19 protein-coding genes are annotated in these 21,829 nt (G+C 59.8%); 6 read left to right on the forward strand and 13 right to left on the reverse strand.

Going from position 1 to position 21,829, the window contains the following annotated elements; genetic code table 11:
• The first annotated feature begins 186 nt into the window (after positions 1 to 186).
• Entirely contained in the window at positions 187 to 1,368 is a 1,182-nt protein-coding gene (locus tag K6118_RS02620) for an MFS transporter (protein ID WP_247118656.1), read from the forward strand.
• 74 nt (positions 1,369 to 1,442) lie between these two features.
• Here K6118_RS02620 and K6118_RS02625 read toward each other — a convergent pair whose 3' ends face one another.
• Together K6118_RS02625 and K6118_RS02630 are read right to left on the reverse strand one after the other, a co-directional pair.
• Positions 1,443 to 2,873 carry an aldehyde dehydrogenase family protein gene (locus K6118_RS02625; protein ID WP_247118657.1) on the reverse strand — a complete coding sequence of 477 codons (1,431 nt, stop codon included), beginning with the start codon at positions 2,871 to 2,873 and terminating at the stop codon, positions 1,443 to 1,445.
• A gap of 3 nt (positions 2,874 to 2,876) precedes the next feature.
• Positions 2,877 to 3,761, reverse strand: coding sequence for a fumarylacetoacetate hydrolase family protein (locus K6118_RS02630; protein WP_247118658.1), 885 nt, complete (start codon positions 3,759 to 3,761; stop codon positions 2,877 to 2,879).
• A 201-nt stretch (positions 3,762 to 3,962) separates the two neighbouring features.
• Between K6118_RS02630 and K6118_RS02635 the strand changes: the two genes are divergently transcribed.
• Positions 3,963 to 4,763: an acetoacetate decarboxylase family protein gene (locus tag K6118_RS02635; protein ID WP_247118659.1), complete on the forward strand. Its 801-nt coding sequence runs from the start codon at positions 3,963 to 3,965 to the stop codon at positions 4,761 to 4,763.
• A 150-nt stretch (positions 4,764 to 4,913) separates the two neighbouring features.
• Here K6118_RS02635 and K6118_RS02640 read toward each other — a convergent pair whose 3' ends face one another.
• The 3 genes from K6118_RS02640 to K6118_RS02650 are packed head-to-tail and all read right to left on the reverse strand — an operon-like array spanning position 4,914 to position 8,993.
• Positions 4,914 to 6,374 carry an aldehyde dehydrogenase gene (locus K6118_RS02640; RefSeq protein ID WP_247118660.1) on the reverse strand — a complete coding sequence of 487 codons (1,461 nt, stop codon included), beginning with the start codon at positions 6,372 to 6,374 and terminating at the stop codon, positions 4,914 to 4,916.
• 17 nt (positions 6,375 to 6,391) lie between these two features.
• Positions 6,392 to 7,687 carry a glutamine synthetase family protein gene (locus tag K6118_RS02645; protein ID WP_247118661.1) on the reverse strand — a complete coding sequence of 432 codons (1,296 nt, stop codon included), beginning with the start codon at positions 7,685 to 7,687 and terminating at the stop codon, positions 6,392 to 6,394.
• A gap of 25 nt (positions 7,688 to 7,712) precedes the next feature.
• A complete protein-coding gene (locus K6118_RS02650; protein WP_247118662.1) occupies positions 7,713 to 8,993 on the reverse strand; it encodes a cytochrome P450 in 1,281 nt (426 codons plus the stop codon).
• Positions 8,994 to 9,175: 182 nt separating this feature from the next.
• On the opposite strand from K6118_RS02650, the gene K6118_RS02655 reads away from it, so the two are divergent.
• Positions 9,176 to 10,057 (forward strand): DODA-type extradiol aromatic ring-opening family dioxygenase, encoded by an 882-nt coding sequence (locus tag K6118_RS02655; protein WP_247118663.1) that lies wholly within the window; start codon positions 9,176 to 9,178, stop codon positions 10,055 to 10,057.
• Positions 10,058 to 10,128: 71 nt separating this feature from the next.
• Here K6118_RS02655 and K6118_RS02660 read toward each other — a convergent pair whose 3' ends face one another.
• Positions 10,129 to 10,965, reverse strand: a complete 837-nt coding sequence (locus K6118_RS02660) for a type 1 glutamine amidotransferase (RefSeq protein ID WP_247118664.1) — start codon at positions 10,963 to 10,965, stop codon at positions 10,129 to 10,131.
• Between the two features lie 101 nt (positions 10,966 to 11,066).
• Complete coding sequence (qhpR, locus tag K6118_RS02665) at positions 11,067 to 12,077, reverse strand: AraC-like transcriptional regulator QhpR (RefSeq protein ID WP_247118665.1); 1,011 nt, start codon at positions 12,075 to 12,077, stop codon at positions 11,067 to 11,069.
• Between the two features lie 140 nt (positions 12,078 to 12,217).
• Between qhpR and K6118_RS02670 the strand changes: the two genes are divergently transcribed.
• The 3 genes from K6118_RS02670 to K6118_RS02680 all read left to right on the forward strand — a co-directional run bounded on the left by K6118_RS02670 (position 12,218) and on the right by K6118_RS02680 (position 14,929).
• Positions 12,218 to 13,258, forward strand: coding sequence for an AraC family transcriptional regulator (locus tag K6118_RS02670; RefSeq protein WP_247118666.1), 1,041 nt, complete (start codon positions 12,218 to 12,220; stop codon positions 13,256 to 13,258).
• A gap of 98 nt (positions 13,259 to 13,356) precedes the next feature.
• Positions 13,357 to 14,601, forward strand: a complete 1,245-nt coding sequence (locus K6118_RS02675) for an NAD(P)/FAD-dependent oxidoreductase (protein ID WP_247118667.1) — start codon at positions 13,357 to 13,359, stop codon at positions 14,599 to 14,601.
• Positions 14,602 to 14,608: 7 nt separating this feature from the next.
• Positions 14,609 to 14,929 (forward strand): 2Fe-2S iron-sulfur cluster-binding protein, encoded by a 321-nt coding sequence (locus K6118_RS02680; RefSeq protein WP_247118668.1) that lies wholly within the window; start codon positions 14,609 to 14,611, stop codon positions 14,927 to 14,929.
• Positions 14,930 to 14,997: 68 nt separating this feature from the next.
• Here K6118_RS02680 and K6118_RS02685 read toward each other — a convergent pair whose 3' ends face one another.
• The 6 genes from K6118_RS02685 to K6118_RS02710 form a co-directional block, all read right to left on the reverse strand.
• A complete protein-coding gene (locus K6118_RS02685) occupies positions 14,998 to 16,809 on the reverse strand; it encodes an amidohydrolase (RefSeq protein WP_247118669.1) in 1,812 nt (603 codons plus the stop codon).
• Between the two features lie 98 nt (positions 16,810 to 16,907).
• On the reverse strand, positions 16,908 to 17,180 hold the full coding sequence (locus tag K6118_RS02690; RefSeq protein WP_247118670.1) for a DUF2312 domain-containing protein: 273 nt from the start codon (positions 17,178 to 17,180) through the stop codon (positions 16,908 to 16,910).
• A 136-nt stretch (positions 17,181 to 17,316) separates the two neighbouring features.
• On the reverse strand, positions 17,317 to 17,760 hold the full coding sequence (locus tag K6118_RS17475) for an Lrp/AsnC family transcriptional regulator (RefSeq protein ID WP_247118671.1): 444 nt from the start codon (positions 17,758 to 17,760) through the stop codon (positions 17,317 to 17,319).
• A gap of 53 nt (positions 17,761 to 17,813) precedes the next feature.
• Positions 17,814 to 19,721, reverse strand: coding sequence for a serine hydrolase domain-containing protein (locus K6118_RS02700; RefSeq protein WP_247118672.1), 1,908 nt, complete (start codon positions 19,719 to 19,721; stop codon positions 17,814 to 17,816).
• Between the two features lie 52 nt (positions 19,722 to 19,773).
• Positions 19,774 to 20,751 (reverse strand): dipeptide epimerase, encoded by a 978-nt coding sequence (locus K6118_RS02705; RefSeq protein WP_247118673.1) that lies wholly within the window; start codon positions 20,749 to 20,751, stop codon positions 19,774 to 19,776.
• Between the two features lie 21 nt (positions 20,752 to 20,772).
• A complete protein-coding gene (locus tag K6118_RS02710; protein ID WP_247118674.1) occupies positions 20,773 to 21,810 on the reverse strand; it encodes an N-acetyltransferase DgcN family protein in 1,038 nt (345 codons plus the stop codon).
• Positions 21,811 to 21,829: the final 19 nt, after the last annotated feature.

Below are 21,829 nucleotides of genomic sequence, written 5' to 3' on the forward strand. Positions count from 1 at the left end.
TCACAGAGCGCCTGTGATCATGCAGCCACACTTTCAGGCGGTCGACTTGTCAAATTAGGACAAAAGCCCGCCTGGAAGGGGGCACAGGGCATAAAATGCTGCCCGTGCCTGTAAAAAAGGCCGCAAATGTCATGCCGAAGCTGGCAAACTGGGAAACGGTGGGAGCCTAACGGGGAGAATAACCATATGAGTATTTTCAAGAATGGCGGCACGTACGACCCGGACAGGGGCTCGTCCATCGCCGCCGCTGTGTTACTCGGACTGTCAGCCAACATATCCTTCATCATCCAGCCTGGGCTGGTGGGCGGCTTCGTCGACGCGCTGCATTTCACGGAAGGCCAGGCGGGCGAGCTTGCCGCCTATGAAATGTTCGGCATTGCCGCCTCCACGGTCGTCCTCGCGTTCCTCAGCCTCAAGGCCAACTGGCGCATCAGCCTGGCCCTTTGTGCTATCCTCGCGGCAGTGGGTGATTTCCTGTCCGCCAAAATGACGGGCTTTCACGAACTGGGCATTGCCCGCTTCATCGCAGGCTGCGGCCATGGAGGGCTGATCTCCTTAAGCTTCGCGGCCATCGGGCTTACCAAGCGGACGGACCGAAACCTCGGCATCTATCTGACCGCGCTCTTATCCTATGGTGCGCTTGGGCTCCTGTTGATGCCGTATCTGTTGGATGCGATTGGCCTCAGCGGCATCTTCATCGCCTTCTCAGTCGCCTCCCTGATGGCGCTTTTCTCGCTGCCCTATATGCCCTATGCCCCGAAGGAGGAAGCAGCCGCGGAGGTGGAAGCCACACGGATCAACTTCCGGCTTCTGATCCCCACGCTCCTGGGCTTCCTGGCCTATAATATCTCGCAGGGCATTGTGTGGGCTTATCTGTTCCTGATCGGGACCGGGGCGGGGCTCGGTGACCAGACAGTCGCCAACAGCCTGTTTATCTCGCAGATCTTCGGGGTCATCGGTGCCTTCCTCGCGGTCATCATCTCCGCCAAGGTGGTTGGCCGGTTTGCGCCGATCACCGCTGGCGTGCTCGGCGGCGCCGCCTTCATTGCGCTCCTGATGCCGGGGCCGAGCTATGTGACCTATCTGATCGCAGTCTGCGGCTTCAACCTCGCCTGGAACAAGGTGCTACCCTTCATCCTCGCCGCCATCGCCGACTTTGACGTGCGCGGCCGGGTCATGACCTTTGCGCTCGCGATCCAGATGGGCGGGCTGGCGATCGGTCCTTACATCGCGTCCCAGATTGTTGGTGAGGGTGATTATTTCAGCGTCGAGCTCTCCAGCGTCATCTTCTTCGTGATCGGCTATGTGCTCCTGATCTTCCCGATCATGTCCCACAGCCGCATCCTGAAAGCTGCCGAACAAGGCTGACGAATATCGGCACCAAAGGCAAAGCCCGCGGCACTCACACCGCGGGCTTTTTTTATTGGTAAGGCAGAGGCCTATCAGTCGCGCGCGCCATAGATGGCCTTCAGCTCCAGATATTCCTCAAGCCCGTATTTGCCCCATTCGCGGCCGTTGCCGGACATCTTGAAGCCGCCGAACGGCGCCGCCGCATCGAGCCCGGCACCATTGATATGGACCATGCCGGTGCGCAGCTCCTTGGCAACCTCTTCCGCCTCGGCGCGGGTTTCCGCCCACACAGCGCCCGAAAGGCCATATTCGCTGTCATTGGCGACCGCGATGGCTTCATCAAGCGTGTCATAGGTCATCATACTGATGACCGGGCCGAAGATTTCTTCGCGCGCGATGGTCATGTCAGGCGTTACCGGGCCAAAGACGGTGGGGGCGACGAAATAGCCCTGGTTGCGGTCCTTCGGCATATCGGGCCCACCGGTCAGGAGCGGCGCGCCTTCCTCGATGCCCTTCTGGATGAGGCCGACGACCTTGCCATACTGGTCCTTGTTGGAGATGGGGCCGAGATCGGCGTCGCCCTTCGGGTCACCCACCTTCAGGCTTTCGGCGACCGTCACCGCCACCTTGGCGGCGGCTTCGAACTTGTCCTTCGGCACCAGCACACGCGTGCGGGCGTTGCAGGACTGGCCGGAGTTCATCATCACCTCCCGCACGCAGGTGGTGATGGCGCGCTCAAGCGGCGCGCTCGGCAGGATAATCGCCGCCGATTTGCCACCTAGCTCCAGCGACACACGCTTGACCGTTTTAGCCGCGGCCTCGGAAATCGCGATACCCGCACGGGTCGACCCGGTAAAGGACACCATGTCCACATCCTCGTGGCTGACCATGGCCGAGCCGACGCCGGGGCCATCCCCGTGCACTAGGTTGAACACGCCCTTCGGCACACCAACCTTGTCCATGATGTCGGCGAGGATAACGGCATCGAGCGGCGCTTTCTCGCTCGGCTTCAGCACCATGGTGCAGCCAGCGGCGAGCGCGGGGGCAACCTTGGTGGCGATCTGGTTCATCGGCCAGTTCCAGGGCGTGATCAGCGCACACACGCCGATCGGCTCGTGCCGCACCTTGGTGGTGCCCAGCCATTCCTCGAACTCGTAACTGTCGATTTCCTTGAGGATCTGGCCAAAATGCTGCGGGCCCGACGGCGCCTGCGCCATCCGCGCAAGCCCCATGGGCGCGCCCATGGCGATGGAAATCGCATCCGCGATCTCGTCATTGCGCTTGATCAGCTCATCATTGATGGCGGCGATCAGGTCCTTCCGGTCCTTGAGCGGCATTTTGGAGAAGGACGGGAAAGCGGCGCGGGCGGCCGCAACCGCCTTGTTCACATCTGCTTCGTTGCCGAGCGCGATTTGGGCAAATGCCTCCCCCGTCGCGGGGTTGACAATATCGTCATAGCGCGGGGCCTCAGGGGCCACCCAGGCACCATCAATATAGTATCGCGTCGCGTCCGGCAGCGTCATGCCTCAGTCCTCCAGTTTGGATTTATAAAACTTCGCGCCCTGGCCGCCTGCGGCACGGATACCGCGGAATTCCCAGTCACCACCCATGGCCGTGGAGATCACCTCCTCGGACTCGGTCGGCTGCGCGCCGACATCATCGCGGATCGGCGTCGGGCCTTCAACAATCTTGTTGGTCAATTTGCCAAGGCCTTCCACTTCCACCTCAACCACGTCACCCGGCTGCACCGGACGGCTGTTGGCGGGCGTGCCGGAGAGCAACACATCACCCGGCTCCAGCGTGATGTTGCGGGCGATATCCGCGACCAGATAGTGCATGTCCCATTCCATATTGTCGGTATTGTCTTCCTGCACCACCTTGCCGTTCACGTAGGTGCGGATCACCTTGTTATGGAAGTCCCAGCCGGTGACGAGCCCCGGCCCGATCGGGCACAGTGTATCCGAGCCCTTCACGCGCAGCATGGAGCCCGCGTCCGTATCCCGGAAGTCATGGAGGCCATAGTCGTTCGCGACCGAGTAGCCGGCGATATAGTCACCTGCCTCGGCCTGGCTGATGTTGCGGCAGGTCTTGCCGATGACGATGGCGATCTCGCCTTCATAATTCAGGTATTTGCAGCGCTTCGGCCGGACGATGTCACCCTTGTGGGTATTCATGGCCGTGAGCGGCTTCTGGAAATAAGTCGGCGTACCGCCCAGCTTGGTCATGAATTCCTCAACCCGGCTATGGTAATTGAGGTGCACGCAGATGATCTTGCGTGGCTCCACGGGCGGCAGGTGGATGGCGTCGTCCACATGAACCTTGCGGCCGTCGCGGGTGACAAGCTCATCGCCCTCGCGCGTCGCCAGGATGGGGTAACCGTCCAGCAAAATCTTCCTGTATTCCGTGGTCATGACCTTCTTCTCCAAATTCTTGCGGCCCGGGTTTCTGGTCCCGAAAGCCGTACGCACACTGTGTGAACTTTACCTTATGGTAAGACCATTTTTTTTCTTAGCATATGAGGCCATTCTAGGGAGTGACACTGGAATATGCGGCTGCGCTGCCCGATAGTGGCGGCCATACAAATCCGCATTCTATTTTGACGAGGGACCGCCATGACCGGATTTTACTACCCCCGCACCGCTTCCGGCAAAGCCGCAATCCTGCCGCCGGTGCCGTGGCATTATTCGGGTGAACTGATCACCCTGGAATACCGCACCGACCCAGATGCCGTAGCCGCCCTGCTGCCCGAAGGCTTCGAGCTGGCCGATGAGGACCCGGGTGCGGTTGCCGCCATCTGGGCCGACTGGCAAAGCTGCTCCGACGATTTCAATGAAATCCTCGACCCGATCCGCTGCCAGTACAAGGAGATGTTCATCGTCATCCGCTGCAAGTATCAGGGCAAGCACTATAGCCGCTGTGCCTTCATCTGGGTCGACAAGGATTTCGCCATCCTGCGCGGCCAGCACCAGGGCTACCCGAAGAAGCTGGGCTCCATTCACATGAGCCGCCCGGTCACGCTTGGCAAAGCCGGCCCCCGGCTTGAGCCCGGCGGCAAGTTCGGCGTGACGCTCGCGGCCTATGACCGCCGCCTGGCCGAAGGTGTGTTCACCATCACCGATACGGCCGAGAAGCCGGGCTTCGTCAACGGCCTGCCGATGGCGCATAACCGCTGGTACCCGGCGATCGAGACCGACGGCACCGACAGCCTGTCTGAAGTGGTGACCATGTCCGGCTTCGACGGCGAAATGGGCCGCTGCTTCAAGGGCGATTTCGACCTCAAATATTTCGACTCCCCTGTCGAGGAACTGACCGGCCTGCCGATCCGTGAAAAGATCGGCGCCTATTGGCATGAGGTCGCGGTGTCCTGGAAAGCGGGCACCACGCTTTCGCGCAAGACCCTGCCGGAGGTCTGATCCCCCCAAGGCTTTATCCAAGCCCTTCCGGCAAGCTCCCCGCCCACGCCCCTCCCGGCGTGGGCGTTTTCATTGGATAGGCACGGACAAAAAAAGCCCGGCATTCTCAAATGAGAGCACCGGGCCTGTGAGGTCTAGAGGGGTTATGTGTTAGCTGACAGACCCTTCGAGGATCTGGAGTGTCTTGAGGTCTGAATGGAATTCGAGCGCATAGTGCCCGCCTTCACGGCCGATGCCGCTTTGGCCGATGCCGCCGAAGGGCGCGGTCAAGTCCCGCACCAGGAAGGTATTCACCCACACGGTACCGCCACGCACCGCCCGGCCAACCCGCTCGGCCCGTTCCGCCGAGCCGGTATAAACGATGCCGGAAAGGCCATAGACGGTGGAGTTGGCGAGCGCGATGCCTTCTTCTTCCGTCCCAAATGTCTGGAACGTCAGCACCGGGCCGAAGACTTCGCTTTGCACGACCTCGGATGCGTTACTCTTGGGCTTGATGAGCGTCGGTTCGTACCACAGCCCGTCTTCCTTGAAGCGCTTGCCGCCACGGACGATAGTGTCGCCGTTCGCGCGGGCGCGCTCGACGAAGCCTTCGACCCGCTCCACATGCTTGGGATGGATCATTGCGGACATGGTGGTCGATGCGTCGCGGCTGTCCCCCATCACATGCTGGTCGGCATATTTATGGAACAGGGCCTCGAATTCCTCGGCGATGCATTCCTCAACGATGATGCGCGTGCCCGCCATGCAGACCTGGCCGCTGTCATCATACTGGCCAGCGGCTTTCTTCGCAGCCGCGTCGATGTCAGCATCCGCGAACACCAGCAGCGGTGACTTGCCGCCAAGCTCGGCGGTGAAGGGCACAATATTCTCGGCTGCGGCCTTGCCAATGACGCGCGCAGTCGGCACAGAACCGGTAAACGACAGGCGCTTGACCCGTGGGTCTGAAACCAGCGCGTTGCCAACTTCGGCACCGTAGCCTTGCACAATGTTGAAAACGCCAGGCGGGAAGCCTGCTTTGTCGATCATATCGGCGAGCAGACTGGCCGACAGTGGCGACCATTCCGCGGGCTTCAGGATAACCGTGTTGCCAGCCGCCAGCGCAGGCGCGCATTTCCAGGTCGACAGCATGAAAGGTGCGTTCCAGGGCGTGATGATGACCGCGGGTCCCGCAGGCATCCGGATCACCCGGTTATGGGTGCCCTTGCTGTCCCACACCCGTTCCTCATGCTCGACCGCGAGGTCGGCATAGTTGCGGAAATTGAGCGCCCCGCGCGGCACGAGCCGAAGCTTCAGGCTTTCCAGGAGCATCGCCATGTCCATGCATTCGGCATAGGCGATGTCATCCTTGTTCTCGTCAATCAGGTCGGCGAGCCGGTGCAGGTATGCGCCGCGTTCCTTGGGCGTCAGCGCGGCCCAGGCCGGGAAAGCATCGGTCGCAGCCGTGACCGCAAGGTCAGCGGTTTCAGCGTCACCCCGCGAGATATTGCCGAGAAGCAGGTTCCAGTCCATCGGCGAGCGGGTTTCGAACGTCTCAGCCGAGGAGACGCGCTTGCCGCCGATATAATGGTCGGGCGAGATGGAAACATCGCCGACTGTGAATCTTTCACGCATGCGTCACTCCCTGCGCCTCAAATAAAGGGCGCGTAATAATCGAAGATACCCTGATGGTTCTTGCCATCAAGCTCCCCGATTTCCGCTTCCTTGACCGCGATGAAATTGTCGACGAGCAATTGGCCAAGCGCTTCCGTGAAGGCCGTGTCCGCCTTGAGGGCGACCAGCGCGTCAGCCAGCGAGTCCGGCACATGGCGTGTGGCATCGATATTTTCGAGCCCGTCGCCGGTTTCCTCCGGCTGAAGATCATAGCCGCCTTCAACACCGAGAAGCGCCGCGTTTAGGACACCGGCCACCGCCACATAAGGGCTGGCCGCGCAGTCGCCGACACGGTGTTCGATCCGAGCCGCCTTGCCGGTTTCACCGGAGATGCGCACAGCCACGCTGCGGTGGTCATGGCCCCAGTTTGCCCAGTAGCCTGAAAGCCCCGCGGGCTTCAGCCGAGCATAGGAATTGACGGTCGGCGCGACGATGGCCCCCAGCGCTTCATGGTGATGCAGGAGGCCCGCGATACAGCCTTTGGCAAGATCCGAAAGCGCGCCTTTACCGGTGCCGTCCGCGAAGACGTTATCGCCCTTGTCGTCGGTGAAGCTGAGGTTGATATGCAGCCCGCTGCCGGAGATATCCAGGAACGGCTTCGGCATGAAGCTGAGGAGATAGCCGCGCTTATAGAGGACTTCCCGCGCCATCTGGCGGAACAGGAAGAAGTCGTCACAGGCCTTGAGCGCATCATCATAGGTGAGCGTCAGCTCGAACTGCGGATTGTCATATTCCGAGTTGAAGGATTCGACATTGATGCCGATCGACTGCGCGGTCGCCCACACCTCATCGATCAGGCCTTCAGGATCGGTAAACGGCCCGGTGCCATAGACGAACGCGCCCGGGGTGTCATAGGGCACCCAACGGCCCTTTTCATCACGCTGGAAGACGTAGGCTTCGCCTTCAAGGCCGATCTTCGGGTTGAGACCCTTGGCCTGCCATTTGGCGATGGCACGCTTCAGCGCCCCCCGGCCACACAGGCCCGAAGGCTCGCCGTGCATATGAATGTCCGCGAGCGCGATATGAGTGTTGGGCTCCCAGCCTTTCCGGTAAGCTTTGGGGTCAAACACCGCCTCGATATCCGGCAGGCCTTCAAGCACACAAGCCCCAGGCGCGGCCACGATATCCCGCGCATAGGTGACCGCATAAGTCCCGACGCAGAAGCGAGCTTCACCCTTTTCGGCAAAGCTGTGGGGCACATATTTGCCTCGGGCAAGGTTGAGCTGGTCCGCGAACAGGACACGCACACGGTCCATGACTGTCGGCTTCTCCATAATGACAGGCCTTTCCATATTCATTTTATGCCGCCGTCATGCGCACAGGCAGGCGCTTGATACCAAGAATGAAGTTCGAGCGCAGGTAGCTGTGGTTTGCCGTCTGCTCGATCGTCGCGACACGTTTCGCGAGCTCTTCAAGCACGATCCGCACCTCCAGCTTCGCGAGCCACATGCCCAGACACACGTGCGGGCCACCCTGGCCAAACGACATGAACCGGTTCGGCTTGCGCGTGAGGTCAATGCTGTAGGGATCGTCAAACATCTCAGTATCGCGGTTGCCGGACGCGAACCAAAGCACGACCTTGTCGCCTTCCTTGATCTGTTTGCCTGCATGTTCGAAATCCCGCGTTGCGGTGCGGCGGAAGTGAGTCGTGGGAGACGCCCAGCGGATCATTTCATCCGCCGCCGTCATCATGAAAGCCTCATCGTCCAGATTGTCTTTCACTTGCTGGAACAAGTCCGGCTGGTTGGCCAGCGCATGAATGGAAGCCGCGATGCTGTAGCGCGTGGTATCGTTCCCCGCTGCCACCAGCAGGCAGAAGAAGTTGCGGAACTCGTCATGCGTCATCTTGGTGCCGCCCTTGGTCTCACCAAGGACGAGATTGAGAACACCGAACGATTCGCCCGCTTCCATACGCTTCAGGAGGTCATTGGCATAATCGAACAGCTCAACCGCGGCGGGCGAGCGGAACGGCAGCAGCCGGTATTCGTCGGTATCCACCTTGTCGACGACGAAATCGGTATAGTCGGGGTCGGAGTTGGAAATGAGCGCATCGCCTTTTTCAACGAGCCAGCCCAGGTCCTCCTCCGGTACGCCGATGATCTGTCCCAGCATCCGCATGGGCAATTGGCGCGCGATCATCTCGGTCGCGTCGCATTCGCCCTTCTCAAGCGCCTTGTCGATCAGGCTGCCGGTAATCTCACGGATCTGATCCTCGAACTGGGCGATGGAATTGCGTGAAAACGCCTTGTTCACCAGCATGCGGAAATAAGTGTGCGCCGGCGGGTCCGTTTCCTGGAACGTCTTGCGCGCTTCATATTCCTCTTCCGTCTGGTCTTCGATCCGGATGCCCTTAGCGGAACTCAGTAGGTCCGGCTGGCGGTTCAGCTTGGTGATATGTTCATGGCTGGTGACCGACCAGAAGCCACGACCGCCAGTTTCCTCCGTCCAGGTTACCCCGCCTTCGCCGCGCAAGCGTTCAAAGGTTTTGTAAGGAGCCCCTTCGTTGAAGGCGTCATGGGACGACAGATCAACATTCGGGTCCGAAGATTGCGAAAAAGGATATTTCCACTCAGCGCTCATAGCCTGTCCCCTAACCTTTCAAATCTTATAAAGGCACTTTCTCAGCCTTGGTGATCCAAGCTAGCCCGTGGGTTGCCAAACGTCTTAGCAGATGTGGACATACTTCGGCCCAAACCTGTTCATGAGCGCGCCGTTCGCTACAGTGAGTGTCAGAAAACCCATCCGGATGAGGGAGAATAACCATGGGTGAAATAGTGGGTGCAGGGCTGGTATCGCATGTCCCAACAATCATGGCACCGCTGGAGGACCGGCTGGAAATATACGCCGGCAAGGACACCACACTGATTGAAGGCCTCAAGCGCCTGCGTGAGGAGGTTCTCGATGCCCTGAAACCCGATGCGGTTATCGTTTTCGATACCCACTGGGCGACCCTGATTGAATTTGTGGTCACGTCGCATGAGCGCCGCAAGGGCAAGTTTACATCGGAAGAACTGCCGCGCGGCATGTCGCAGGTTCCCTATGACCTCAAGGGCGATCCCGACCTCGCCCGCCTGATTGAAGAGAGCGTCAATGATGTCGGCACCCGCTGTACTGCGATCGACGATCCGTACCTGCCTATCAACTATGGCACCGTGAATGTGGCACACCACCTGAACAGGGGAGAAGCATGGCTGAGTGTAGGCGTGTGTATGTCCGCCGACGCCCAGGATTATCTGTCGGTCGGTGAAGGCATAAGACGCGCCATTGAAAAATCCGGCAAACGCGTCGTGCTCCTCGCCAGCGGGTCCATGAGTCACACCTTCCGTCCGTTCCGGGATATCAGCATCGGCAAGTACGAGGCCGCCAACCCGGAATATATATTTTCGGACGGCGCGCGCGAGGCCGACTATGAGCGTCTTTCCTGGTTCAAGGAAGGCAACCATGCTGCCGTGATCGACAATATGGATGCCTACTATAAATTCCGGCCCGAAGGCGCCTTCGGCCACTATCTGATGATGGCGGCGGCCATCGGCGGACGCGACTGCGTAGCCAAGGGTCGCCAATTCAGCGAGTATGAGAATTCGGTCGGCACAAGCCAGGTTCATGTCTGGTTCGACCGGCCGGAGAGCGGTTGGACGCGCTGATCATTCCGCATTCGAAACGAAAAGGCCGGACACCCCGTGGTGCCCGGCCTTTTCTGTGAAGCTTGCAGCAATCAGCGCAGGATGCAGTGCTCAACCCAGTTGATGATCTCGGCCCGGCGCATCTCGTCATGCAGGATATCGGCATCAATGCCCAGCTGCCAGGCCGCGGCTTTCGCCTCCGGGTTTTCAACCAGCTTGTCCAGAAGACCCTTGAAGGTTTCGGCCTCATCTTCGGTGTGGAAAAAACCCTGGCTGACCAGATCCTCCTTATAAAGCCGGAACAGCATCGACAGCTGTTCGACATCAAATTCCGGATGATACTGAACCGCCCAGACTTCGGACTTGCCGATCGGGATCACCGCGCCCTGAACTTCGCTGTGGCGGTTGCCGCACAGGAGCGTGGCACCCGCAGGCAAGCGGCTGACTTCGTCATAATGGATGCAGGGGGCATCGAAGCTGTGGTGCCGCCCCTTGAAATAGGGGTGCGCGCGTCCAGCTTCATTCAGCGTCACCTTGCGGGCGAAGCCGATCTCGCGGCCCTTGGGGCTTGGCGCCACCTCGCCCCCCGCTGCAATCGCGGCAATCTGGAGGCCCCAGCAACTGCCAAGGACGGGTTTCCCGGTTTCGCAGAAGGCCTTCAGAAGATCGATCTGACGGGTCACGCCCGGGTCGTTGTCGAACGCCCGCAGGCTGGAGCCGCTGATGACCATGCCGTCGAAGTCACTGAGCGACAGCCCGCCGGGGATTTCGGCGTCCGGGTCAGCCGCATTCACGACCGTCAGGTCAATGTCCGGGAAATGGGCACTGATCGACTGCCCATAGACTTCGCTTGCCGCGCGGACACTGATCGCCGCAGCCTTTTCCCGAACCTTCTTCGGGTTGCCTTCCATCAAAAGTAAATGCGCCATACCTGTCCCTTAAACGCTGTTCCGATGGCCGACAATAGCAAAGCCCGCCGAAGCGGGCTTAGCCAATGCGGTCATGTCGCCTGTTCGGGGAGAAGGCAGCGTCAGACCAGTTTGCGGTATTCCTGGGGGGCAACACCGGCCCAGCGCTGAAAAGCGCGGGAAAAGGTACTATGTTCCGAATAGCCGAGCTTGAGCGCCATTTCCGAGAGCGACTGGCCCGGGCTGACCTTGAATTCCAGCATGGCGACACGCCTGCGGCATTCGTCCAGTAAACACTGAAAGCTCAGGCCCTCATCCGACAGCTTGCGGCGGAGCGTGCGGCAGGACACGCCCAGTTCCTTGGCGATATAATCCTGGTTGATCTTGCCGGTGCTGAGGCCCTGGAAGATCAGCTGCCTTGCCCGGTCGCTCATCTTCTTGGTGCGGTTCTTTTCGCTGAGAAGCCGTGACAGGCCGCTCAGATAGTCATTATCCACTGCGGGCAGAAGGTCCACCTGCCGGCTCATCAACTGGGTCGGGAAGCGGATGGCGTTGGCATCAGCCCCATAGATCACATTCGCTTCCACCACGTCACTGAGGTCAGCGCGGATCAGTTCCTTCTCAGCCTCGACCGAAATCTCGACACTGCTCCAGGCCTCCGGCGCGGCGGTCTTCACGAAGCCCGCGAACACACCGAGGGTATAGAGCGCGTCTTCCGTCCTGGGCCAGATGTCCGGGTCCAGAATGCGGTAGCCAAGGGTGGTCCAACGTTCGGAGACCTGAAGGTTCAGGTCGGTATGGTCCTGGATAAGCGGGTAATATTGAACGAGACGGCGGAACACGGCGCCGAGCGTCTTGCCGCCCATCACCGCCCTGCCGACCCGGCCGCGCTTGGCATAGTTGGCGGCGAGGCCCACGGCCCAGGAAAGACCTGAGCGGTTGTTCACCTTGCCCGCACTTTCCACCGTGGTAACAAAATCCCCAAGCCCAATGACCTGGTGCCCGTAGGCATTCCCTGCCGTGTTGGGTTTGCTGAGCAGTTCATCAACGCGTGCTGTATCGAGCCCTCTTTGTGCGAGAACCCCTTTCCAGTCAGCCAGCGCAGACGCATTCACATAAGCGGCTTGCATCATGTCCACCCCTCGAAAATGACAACCCCATCAGTTGTGCTTCGAGTGTACGGATCATCCTGACCACGTTCTTGTTTATTTCGATCAATTAACTGATATATTCAGTCAAACACGCGTCTGACGGGATCAAAAGGAGAGTCTGGGTGCAGAAAAGCCATGCCACACTGGAGCCCCAGATCTGGGCGAGCGTGATGCGCAGCCTGCGCACGCCGCTCATCGAACATGACATCGACCCCGATGCCCTGATGCTGGAAAGCGGCATTTCACCCGACGATGTCATGCGCACGAACGGTGAGGTGCCCTTGCGTGGCTATCTCCGCTTTATGGAGCTGGCAGCCCAGCATTCCGGCAACCCGATCCTGGGCGTCCACCTGGCACGCTCGGCCGGGCCCGAGACCCTGGGCGCCATCGGCTTCCTGTTCCTATCGTCCAAGACCATCCTGGAAGCGCTCCAGAACCTCGCGCACTATATCAACCTGTTGCAGGGCGTGACCTATGCGCAGGTAATCCAGGATGAGGAGGAGACCTCCCTCGTTTATCAGATCCTGCACGCGCGTGACCATGACTGCCGGCAGGACGTGGAATTCTCGCTCACGCTCACGAAACGCCTCATCAAAATCTTCGCTGAGGACGACATTGATATATTGGGCGTGCATTTCCGCCACGGGCCGCTGGTGGACAAGAAGCTTTATGAAAAGCAGATCAAGGCGCCTGTCTTTTTCAATCAGGACCAGAACTGCGTGACCATCCCGGCGAGCGCCAACCGCGTGCGCGGCAAGGTGCTGGATGAAAGCCTGTCCCCGATCCTCAGGCAGTATCTGGACAAGGAGTTTGAAACCGTCCAGAGGATGAAGACCTTCGGCGACCAGGTCGAATATGTCCTTTATGGCAACCGGATCATGCCGCCTTTGACCGCCCTGAAAGTGGCGCACCATATCGGCATGTCCGAAGCCACCCTCTACCGCCGACTGAAGGCCGAAGGCATCAGCTTCTCCGACCTTCTGGATACGCGAAACTATAACCTGTCCAAGGAATATCTACAGACGACGACCATGTCGGTCACCGAGATCGCGCACCTGATCGGCTTTGCCGAATCGGCGAGCTTCACCCGCGCCTTCGCGCGCTGGAGCAAGGGCCTCACGCCAACCGACTATCGCCGCCAGCTGAAGGCGTCCGGCGCCTGAACTTCCATTTCCGCTGATCACTTTGGCCGAATCTGCACGGTGCCCTGCCCCGCCCTCAGTTAGGGAAAGGTGAGGAAACAGGGAAGTGGGATGAGGCCATGCTGGATCTGTCAGTGAATGAAATTGTGGTGATTGGGGCCGGACAGGCCGCGATCCAGCTTGCTCATTCTCTTCGGGCGAAAGGCTACGAGGGGGCACTGCACCTGATCGGCGCGGAGGCGTATCCGCCTTACCAAAGGCCGCCGCTTTCAAAAGCCTTCCTCAAAGGTGAGATGGAGGAAGCAAGGCTCTATCTGAAGCCCGCCAGCTTTTACGAGACCAAGAATGTCAGCCTGCATTTGGGCACCGAGGTCACCGGCATCGACCGCGACGGACAAACCGTGGCTACCAAGGACGGCCAGACCCTGCCCTATGACCGGCTGGTGATCGCGACCGGCACCCGCCCGCGGCAACTGCCCGAGCTTGAGGGGCTGGACCGTGTGCAGGTGATGCGCGGCATCGACGACGCCAAGACGCTGAAAGACAAAATCCCGGACCTGCGCCACGTAACCGTGCTCGGCGGCGGTTATATCGGGCTTGAGGCTGCGGCTGTGCTCCGCAAAATGGGCATCGAGGTCACGGTCATCGAAAGGATGCCACGCCTTTTGGCCCGCGTGACCGGCGATGAAATTTCCGCCTATTTCAAAAGCCTGCATGAAAGCCACGGCGTCGAGATCCTGTTTGACGCCGAAGTCGAAGAATTCGAACATGCCGGCAGTGCCCTCACCGGTATCCGGATGCAGGACGGCCGGGTAATCGGCACCGACCTCTTGCTTGTCGGTATCGGAGTCCTGCCCAATCAGGAACTGGCCGAAGCCGCAGGGCTTGAGGTCAGCAACGGTATCCATGTGGATGCGGACGCGCGCACGAACGACCCGAACATCTACGCGATCGGCGATTGCAGTTTCCGGCCGCTTGAGGGACGCGAAGCCCCGCTTCGGCTTGAAAGCGTGCCCAACGCAATTGAACAGGCTGAAATTGCAGCCTGCCATATCACTGGCAAGCCGCGTCCCGGCTATGAACCGCCCTGGTTCTGGTCTGACCAGTATGACACCAAAATTCAGACCGCCGGGCTGTTCACGCCGCACACCCACACGGTCATCCGCGGCGATGTAGCGGGCGGCAAGTTCGCGGTTTTCTATTTCGCTGGCGACGATTTTGTCGCGGTCGACGCAGTCAATGACCCGCAGTCTTTCATGGCGGGCAAACAGATCCTGAAGGCGGGCCTGCCTTTGAAGGCAACAGACCTTCAGGACCAGACAGTTTCAATGATGGATATTCTCAAATCACTCAAGAACCAGTAGGTGACGCATGACGAAAATTACATACATCCACGCCGATGGAACCGAGCAGACGGTTGACGCCGAGGACGGCGAAAGCGTCATGGAAGCGGCAATGCAGAACGACATTGAAGGCATTCTGGCCGAATGCGGCGGCGCCTGTGCCTGTGCCACCTGCCATGTCTATGTGGATGAGGCCTTCATGGATAAGGTCGGTACCCCCAGCGACATGGAAGAATCGATGCTGGAGTTCAACGACTACCGCCAGGACAATTCGCGGCTGTCGTGCCAGATCAAGGTAAGCCCGGCACTTGAAGGCCTGAAGGTCGTCATCCCCGAAAGCCAGTACTGATTCTATTTACCGGTATCCCGTTGCCGGTGACGCGGCTGGTCAGGCACCTTGCCCGGCCAGCCGTTTTTTTATTCGGCGCTGCGGTCGAAAACCTTTTCGCCATCGATAAAAGTCATCAGCACTTTGGTGGTGTGGAGGTCGGTTATCTTGACCTTGTAAGGGTTCTGTTCGGTCACGATCATATCGGCCTTCATGCCGAGGCTAAGCTGGCCGACCTTGTCACTGTCCCCCATCAGGCGGGCGCCATCCAGCGTGGCGATCTTCATGGCTTCATCAAAGCTGACGGTCTCTTCCCTATTCAGCGCCGCGCCACCACCGGGCACTTGCCGCGTCACCATGGTCTCAATAGCGAGCCACGGATTGACCGACGGCACTACCGACCAGTCAGAGCCCATAACCACATTGGCGCCGGTCGTCACGGCCTCCCGGATCGGGATGAAACGTTTCATACGTGCGGGGCCCACAGCCTTCTCAACATCAGCGGTGATCGGCGTCGGGTACCAGATGTAGGGCGAAAACTCCCACGCCATGCCAAGCCCCCTCACGCGCGGAATATCCGCCGGATCAACAAAGCTGTTGTGTGCCACGTCATGCATGGGGCCGCCAAAACCGTTCTTTGCGCGGGCATAAGCGACAGCGTCGATCGCCGCGCGCACGGCACCGTCCCCCGCAGCGTGGAACTTGACCTGCAGGCCTTCACGGTCGAACCGGGCCACAGCCTCATTCAACTGAGCCACAGGGGGCAGAAGCGCGCCCTTGGCACCATGACCGTGGGCATAAGGCGCCAGCATGGCAGCGGTATGGCTTTCGGTCGGCACACCGTCCATGAAGATTTTCACGCAGTCCGGATGGAAGCGCCCGCGGGTATAATAGGCCCGGTCAGTGATCAGGGCTTCGGTGGCCTTGAGCGCCACTTCGGGCGCCGGGTTCCAGACGATGCAACCGCGCACCCGCTGCTTCAGAAGCCCCTCATCGGCAAGTTCAGCCAGCGCATCGATATTGCCGTAGCGGACAGATGCCACGATGAAGGAGGTGATGCCGTAGGACAGCATCTTGTGCGCGGAATACAGGAGCGCCTGGCGTTTTTCCTGAAGCGTCGCGGTCGGCATGTGGGTCGCGACAAGGTCTACCGCGGTTTCGCGGAACAGGCCCGTCGGCTGCCCCGCCGCATCCTTTTCGATGATGCCGCCCATGGGCGCCTTGGTCTCGGCGGTAACGCCAGCGGCCTCCAGCGCCTTGCTGTTCACCCAAATGCTGTGGTGGGCCTCGTCGGTCAGGATAACAGGATTGTCAGGCGCGGCCTCATCCAGCAGCGCCTTGGTCTGCTCACCCGCCTTGAAGGCCCCAGCGACCCAGTTGCCGCCTGAAATCCACTGCCCCGGCTTTTTCCCCGCAGCACACGCGCTGACGCGCGCCCGCACGGCCTTCGCATCTGCGCCCGGCGGCAGCGCGCAGGAGAACAGCTTCTCCATGCCTGCAAACAGCGGGTGGACATGCATGTCATGAAGCCCGGGCAGAACGGTTTCGCCGTGCAGGTCCAGAAGCGTGGTGTTCGCCCCTTTGAAATGAAGCGCCGCCGTGTTGTCCCCAAGGGCGATAATCGTCCCGTGTCGGACCGCAAGCGCCTGAACCCAACCGTCCGGCGTTTTCACCTGCGCGTTGGTGAGGATAAGGTCCGCTGGCGCATCCCGGTGACCGTCATTCAGGCCGCCACTGATATCCGCGGATTGTGCGTGCGCCCCAGCACCGCCCCACAGGGACAGAAACCCAGCGGCCACATATAGGCTGGCTTTTCCGTATTTCACATCATCCTCCCACGCCCCGAGCTTACCGTACTTTATGCCGGGAACCTCACCGATACCATAGGCACCCTCTTTCACCTGACAATTCCGGACAGAATTCCGGGCTATACCGACCATAAAAAATGGCGCCCGCAATGGGGCGCCATCTGAAACTTTTGTGGCCGTGGGCCGCGGGTTTATTCCTCGCCCGCGGGTTCCGGCAACTGGCCGCCTTCAACGGCGTGCAGGTAAACATCCAGCAGGCTTTCCTGCTCCTGCCGCTCGGCCTGGTCCATTTTGCGGACCGCGATCACTTTCCGCATGATCTTGGTATCGAAGCCTACGGCTTTCGCGCCGGCATAGACTTCCTTGATATCTTCGGCGATGCCTTTTTTCTCTTCTTCGAGACGCTCGATGCGTTCGATGAAGGACCGGAGCTGTTCGCCCGCAATACCGCCTGCTTGAACCATGGTGAAAACTCCCTCGTCTACTATCCTAAAGGCCATGCTGGCCAAAAGGTCATTCTGTTCGGCGCGCACTCTAGCCGTGCGGACGCGCCCATTCAATCTTGAACTCACATTTCAGCAGACAAAATATCAGGGGCCTCTATTCAAGGGAGATCAAGGTGGTCGTCCCCTTAATCAAATCGCAGGCATTCAGATAGTTGGACCGGAAATCATTCAGCTCAGCAACGCATCGCCCGACAAATTCGAGCATGAAATCGAACTCACCGGAGAGGGAAGCCATCCGTATCACCTGCCGTTGTTCGGACAAATTCTCCCGGAACGACTGTAGCGTCTGGGCATCCTGCCGTTTCAGCTTCACAAAGATGAAGGCTGTGACATCCATGCCGACGGCTCTGCGGTCAACCTCAAGCCGCCAGCCGGCATAAGCCTGGAACCGCTTGAGCCGCCGCACCAGTCGCTGGGCATCTCCGCCATGCTGCTGGAGAGCGCCGCCACCAACCATCATATGTTCGGTGGGCGCGCGCAACAGCTCCGCCAGCAAGGTCCGGTCCCTGTCCGCCATCCACCGTGTCTGTTGGGTCACGATTTTTCTCCGCTCAAGCCGGGCGTCCCATGACGGCCCGGCACACCCTGTCCTTAGAAATACTGCCACCCGAGCATGTTCCAGTAATAATAGAACAGGCTGAGATACACGGCCGCGAGCGCTACGAGGCTATAGTGGATCCGGCGGCCCATCGTCCAACGCCCGCGGCGCCAGACCCGGACCGCACACCAGACCACGCCCAGCATCATGAGAACCGCCACCAGCGTGAGTGTCTGGTTCACGGCGAAGATGGTCGGGATGCCTTCATAGAGCGTTTCACCGTAGCTTGCGACGATGACACCAAGGGCGATCAGATACAGAAGGTTGACGCCAGCCGCGGCCATGGAGAAACGAATGGCCATACGGTCAGTGCCATCCATAGCCCGATAATCCTTGCGCCGGTAAATCCAGCCGGTGAAGACGCTGAGAAGGATCAGAATGCACACGAGGGGCAGCACCAGGGTGAATAGCTTGCCTTCGAAGGCAGGCGCGCGGCTGAGCGCCATGAAGGGCAGAAAGTCGAAATAGAGATCCTGGACCTTGCCGTCCGCGTTCCGGCCGAAGGCGAGCGTGCGCGTGCCGTCCACCTGGCGGAACAGGTCCTTGCCCACCTCAACATACTGGCGGGGCTCGAACACACCGCCGATCATCAGCGTGTTCTTGCCGGTGGGCGCAACGGTAACGCTGCCGCCCAGGATTCCCCCGGCCTTTTCGATGGTGCTGAAGTTCCGGCGCCAGAATTTATACTCACCCGCATAGGCCTCCGCGCGGCTATTGAAGTCGGCAGGCGGCGTGATCTGTTTGAGCGGCATAGGGTAATAGTGATCGTAGAACGACTTGATGAACTGGTCGCGCCCGTGGCGGCCTGTCTCGGTCGCGTAGGAGACGAAAATGCCGAGATGCTCGGCCTCATCCAGCATCAGGTTGGTGTGGAACTGCATGGTGTCGCCGCCATGACCGATCAGCCTGTGGCCGTTCAAATATTCCTCATAGAAACCGTGCGCCATGCCCGGCAGGCGCTTGTCCGCCTGAAAGAGGACGGAATGCATCTGTTTGGCGGTGGCCTCCTTCAGAAGGCGCACATCACCGAAGCGGCCATTATTGAGATGCATGATCATGAATTTTGCCATGTCATCCGCGGTGGAGGACATGGACCCCGCCGGTGCAAAACTGGAGATGATTTCGAAAGGCTGGGCTTCTTCGCCGCCCATCTTGCGGGCATATCCGACGGTCCGTCCACCCATCAGCGCGTCCGGCAACGGCTCGCGGAACGTGGAATGGTTCATGCCCAGCGGCGCGAAAATATTCTGCCGGATATAGTCGGCAAAAGGCACACCAGACACATTCTGGACAATGAGCCCCGCAAGCGCGACAGCATAGTTCGAATAGGAGGAATAGGCCCCCGGCTTATTGACCCGCTTGGGGATATATTTCGCCATCGCAGCCTGAAGCGGCAGGCTGGTTTTAGGGTCATAATTGATCAGATAGCCAAGCGCGCCATCCTCGAAACCGGCGGTATGGGTCAGGATATGCCTGAGCGTGATCGGCTCCTTGAAGGTCGCCGGGATCTGGAAGGTCTTCAGATATTTATTAACGTCGGTATCAAGGTCCAGGTTGCCGCGCTCCACCTGCTGCATCACAGCAGTCCAGGTGAACAGCTTGGAGGTGGAGCCGATCCGGAAGGTGCTTTTATCGGCGGTCGCAGGAATATGACGGTCGATATCCTGCGTGCCGTAAGCCTTGGAAAAGATGAGCTTGCCGTCCTTGACGATGGAGACCGTCATGGCCGAAATGTCCAGGAGGGACCGCTGGGTGGCGACCATGGTATCGACAAAGACATCAAGGTCTTTGTACCCGCCGAACGACTGGGCCGCTTTTTCAGGCTCCTGCGCCTGCAAGGCTCCCAGGCCACCAAACATGATGAGTACAACCGCACACACTGCCTTCAGTATCTGTTTCACTTGATGCTCCTCGCGTTCCCCAGGGCCCATTGCCCCCTTGTCCGAACCGGCGCTATCCCCAAAGCGCGCCACTCGGCACTTCAACCACCCCAGACGTGCTGTAAAACAGGGGATTTTCAACATCCCGCGCCAGCACCAGAGGGCCGTCGATATCAATAAAATCACAGAATTGGCCGATGACATAGGCCGGCGCCATCGAGAGCGACGAGCCTGACATATTCCCGACCATCAGCCGCTTGCCATGCTTGAGGGCCATCTTGGCCAGCTCCAGCCCCGCGGTAAGCCCGCCGCATTTATCCAGCTTGATGTTGATGACGTCATAATAGTCGGCGACGGCGTCGAACTCATCGGCATGGAGGCAACTTTCATCCGCCCCAATCGGAAGCGGTGCCCTGTAGCCCGCCAGCTCTTCATCCGCCCCGCGCTTGAGCGGCTGCTCAATCATTTCGATGCCAAGGCTCGCACAGTGCGGGGCATATTCCTTCAATTCTTCAAGGGTCCAGCCCTGGTTGACATCGATAATCAGGCTGGCGTCCGGCCGCACAGCCCTGATAGCCTCCAGCTTGAGGATCGGGTCTTTCCCGTCCAGCTTGATCTTCAACTTATTATAGGTGCCATAGTCGGCCGCGCATTTTGCCATTTCGTCCGCACTGCCGATCCCGATGGTATAGACGGTCTTCAGGCCTTTAGGCTTAAGCTTCAACCGGTCCCAGACACTGATGCCGGACAGTTTCGCCTCAAGGTCCCAATAGGCACAATCGAGCGCGTTGCGGGCGCCCCCGGGCGGCAGCAACTTCTGCACGTCTTCATGGGACAGGCCTTGCTCCACATCCGGCTTGGCATAGTCCAGAAGGTCCAGCATGACATCCGCGGTATCACCGAGATAATAGACGCCCACACCCTCGCCGTGCCCCTGCACGCCATCCTTTTCAAGCGTCACCCGAACGGTATCGGTGGCGGTGAAGGTATAACCGGTGATCACGAACGGCACCCGCATCGGGAAGGAAACTTTTTCAAAACTGATCTTCATATCATTTCTCATGCTGGGGCCTCACGCTGAGGCAGACTGTTTCTCATTCAGGGTGGTCAGCCGGGCGATGATGCTGCCGGTGCCATTTTTCAGCGGATCGACGCAGGGCAGCCCATGGCGGCGCGACAGGTCGTCGAGATAGGCCGCGCGCTCATCGTCCGAAAGGTGAGCCGTGTTCACGCTGATGCCGACACATTCGATTGCCGGATTGGTGAGCGATCCGAGTGCGACCGTGCGGTCGATCACCTGTGAGATTTCCGGCACCGGCATATGTTCCCAGCCTGAAATCGTCTCGCGTCCCGCGTCATGACAGACGACAAATGCATCAGGCTGGGAGCCAAGCAGCAAGCCCAGACTGACGGGCGCATAAGCCGGGTGGAAAATGCCACCCTGGCCTTCGATGACGTCCCAATGGTCTTCCGCGTTCGCGGGGGACAGGAGTTCCGCGGCACCGACCACGAAATCCGAGACCACGGCATCGATTGGAATACCGCTGCCCGCGATCATGATGCCTGTCTGGCCGGAGGCGCGGAACGTCGCGTTCAGGCCCTGTGCCTTCATGTCTTTTTCCAGCTGAAGCGCCGTATATTTCTTGCCGACCGCGCAATCGGTACCGACCATCAGCACCCGCTTGCCGCTCCGCTTTTTTCCCGACCCGACCGGCAGGTGGACAGGCGGAATACGTACATTCACGAGCCGCGCGCCCGATTCCTCAGCCGCCTCAGGCAAGCCCTCCACCGCAGACAGAGACGAATGCAGCCCGGCGACGATATCCAGGCCAAGGCCGGCCGCTTCAAGGAGCACCGCCACCCATTCATCCGGGACTTTTCCGCCAATCGCCGCCGTCCCGATCACGAGGGAGCCCACACCGCGCTTCACGGCTTCACCCAGCGTCATGTCCGGCACGCCAAGATCCGCAATGCCGCCGGGCAGCCGGAGTTGGCCCAGGCACAGGTCCCGCCGCCATTCAACAAGCCCAAGGCCGGTTTTGGCGAAAGCCTGCCGGGTCTCTCGCCCCAAAAAGATAAGGTAAGGCCCCTTAAGGGTGATCGTATCCATACCGTTCGTCCTTTACTGC

The sequence above is a fragment of the Kordiimonas marina genome (assembly GCF_023006325.1).
Lineage (GTDB): Bacteria > Pseudomonadota > Alphaproteobacteria > Sphingomonadales > Kordiimonadaceae > Kordiimonas > Kordiimonas marina.

Coding starts and splice junctions, on each gene's coding strand:
- K6118_RS02625 (WP_247118657.1), bottom strand. CDS start 2,873: ATGACGCTGCCGGACGCGACGCGATACTATATTGATGGTGCCTGGGTG.
- K6118_RS02645 (WP_247118661.1), bottom strand. CDS start 7,687: ATGGAGAAGCCGACAGTCATGGACCGTGTGCGTGTCCTGTTCGCGGAC.
- K6118_RS02640 (WP_247118660.1), bottom strand. CDS start 6,374: ATGCGTGAAAGATTCACAGTCGGCGATGTTTCCATCTCGCCCGACCAT.
- K6118_RS02660 (WP_247118664.1), bottom strand. CDS start 10,965: ATGGCGCATTTACTTTTGATGGAAGGCAACCCGAAGAAGGTTCGGGAA.
- K6118_RS02630 (WP_247118658.1), bottom strand. CDS start 3,761: ATGACCACGGAATACAGGAAGATTTTGCTGGACGGTTACCCCATCCTG.
- K6118_RS02635 (WP_247118659.1), top strand. CDS start 3,963: ATGACCGGATTTTACTACCCCCGCACCGCTTCCGGCAAAGCCGCAATC.
- K6118_RS02655 (WP_247118663.1), top strand. CDS start 9,176: ATGGGTGAAATAGTGGGTGCAGGGCTGGTATCGCATGTCCCAACAATC.
- K6118_RS02705 (WP_247118673.1), bottom strand. CDS start 20,751: ATGAAGATCAGTTTTGAAAAAGTTTCCTTCCCGATGCGGGTGCCGTTC.
- K6118_RS02650 (WP_247118662.1), bottom strand. CDS start 8,993: ATGAGCGCTGAGTGGAAATATCCTTTTTCGCAATCTTCGGACCCGAAT.
- K6118_RS02675 (WP_247118667.1), top strand. CDS start 13,357: ATGCTGGATCTGTCAGTGAATGAAATTGTGGTGATTGGGGCCGGACAG.
- K6118_RS02680 (WP_247118668.1), top strand. CDS start 14,609: ATGACGAAAATTACATACATCCACGCCGATGGAACCGAGCAGACGGTT.
- K6118_RS02710 (WP_247118674.1), bottom strand. CDS start 21,810: ATGGATACGATCACCCTTAAGGGGCCTTACCTTATCTTTTTGGGGCGA.
- qhpR (WP_247118665.1), bottom strand. CDS start 12,077: ATGATGCAAGCCGCTTATGTGAATGCGTCTGCGCTGGCTGACTGGAAA.
- K6118_RS02690 (WP_247118670.1), bottom strand. CDS start 17,180: ATGGTTCAAGCAGGCGGTATTGCGGGCGAACAGCTCCGGTCCTTCATC.
- K6118_RS02620 (WP_247118656.1), top strand. CDS start 187: ATGAGTATTTTCAAGAATGGCGGCACGTACGACCCGGACAGGGGCTCG.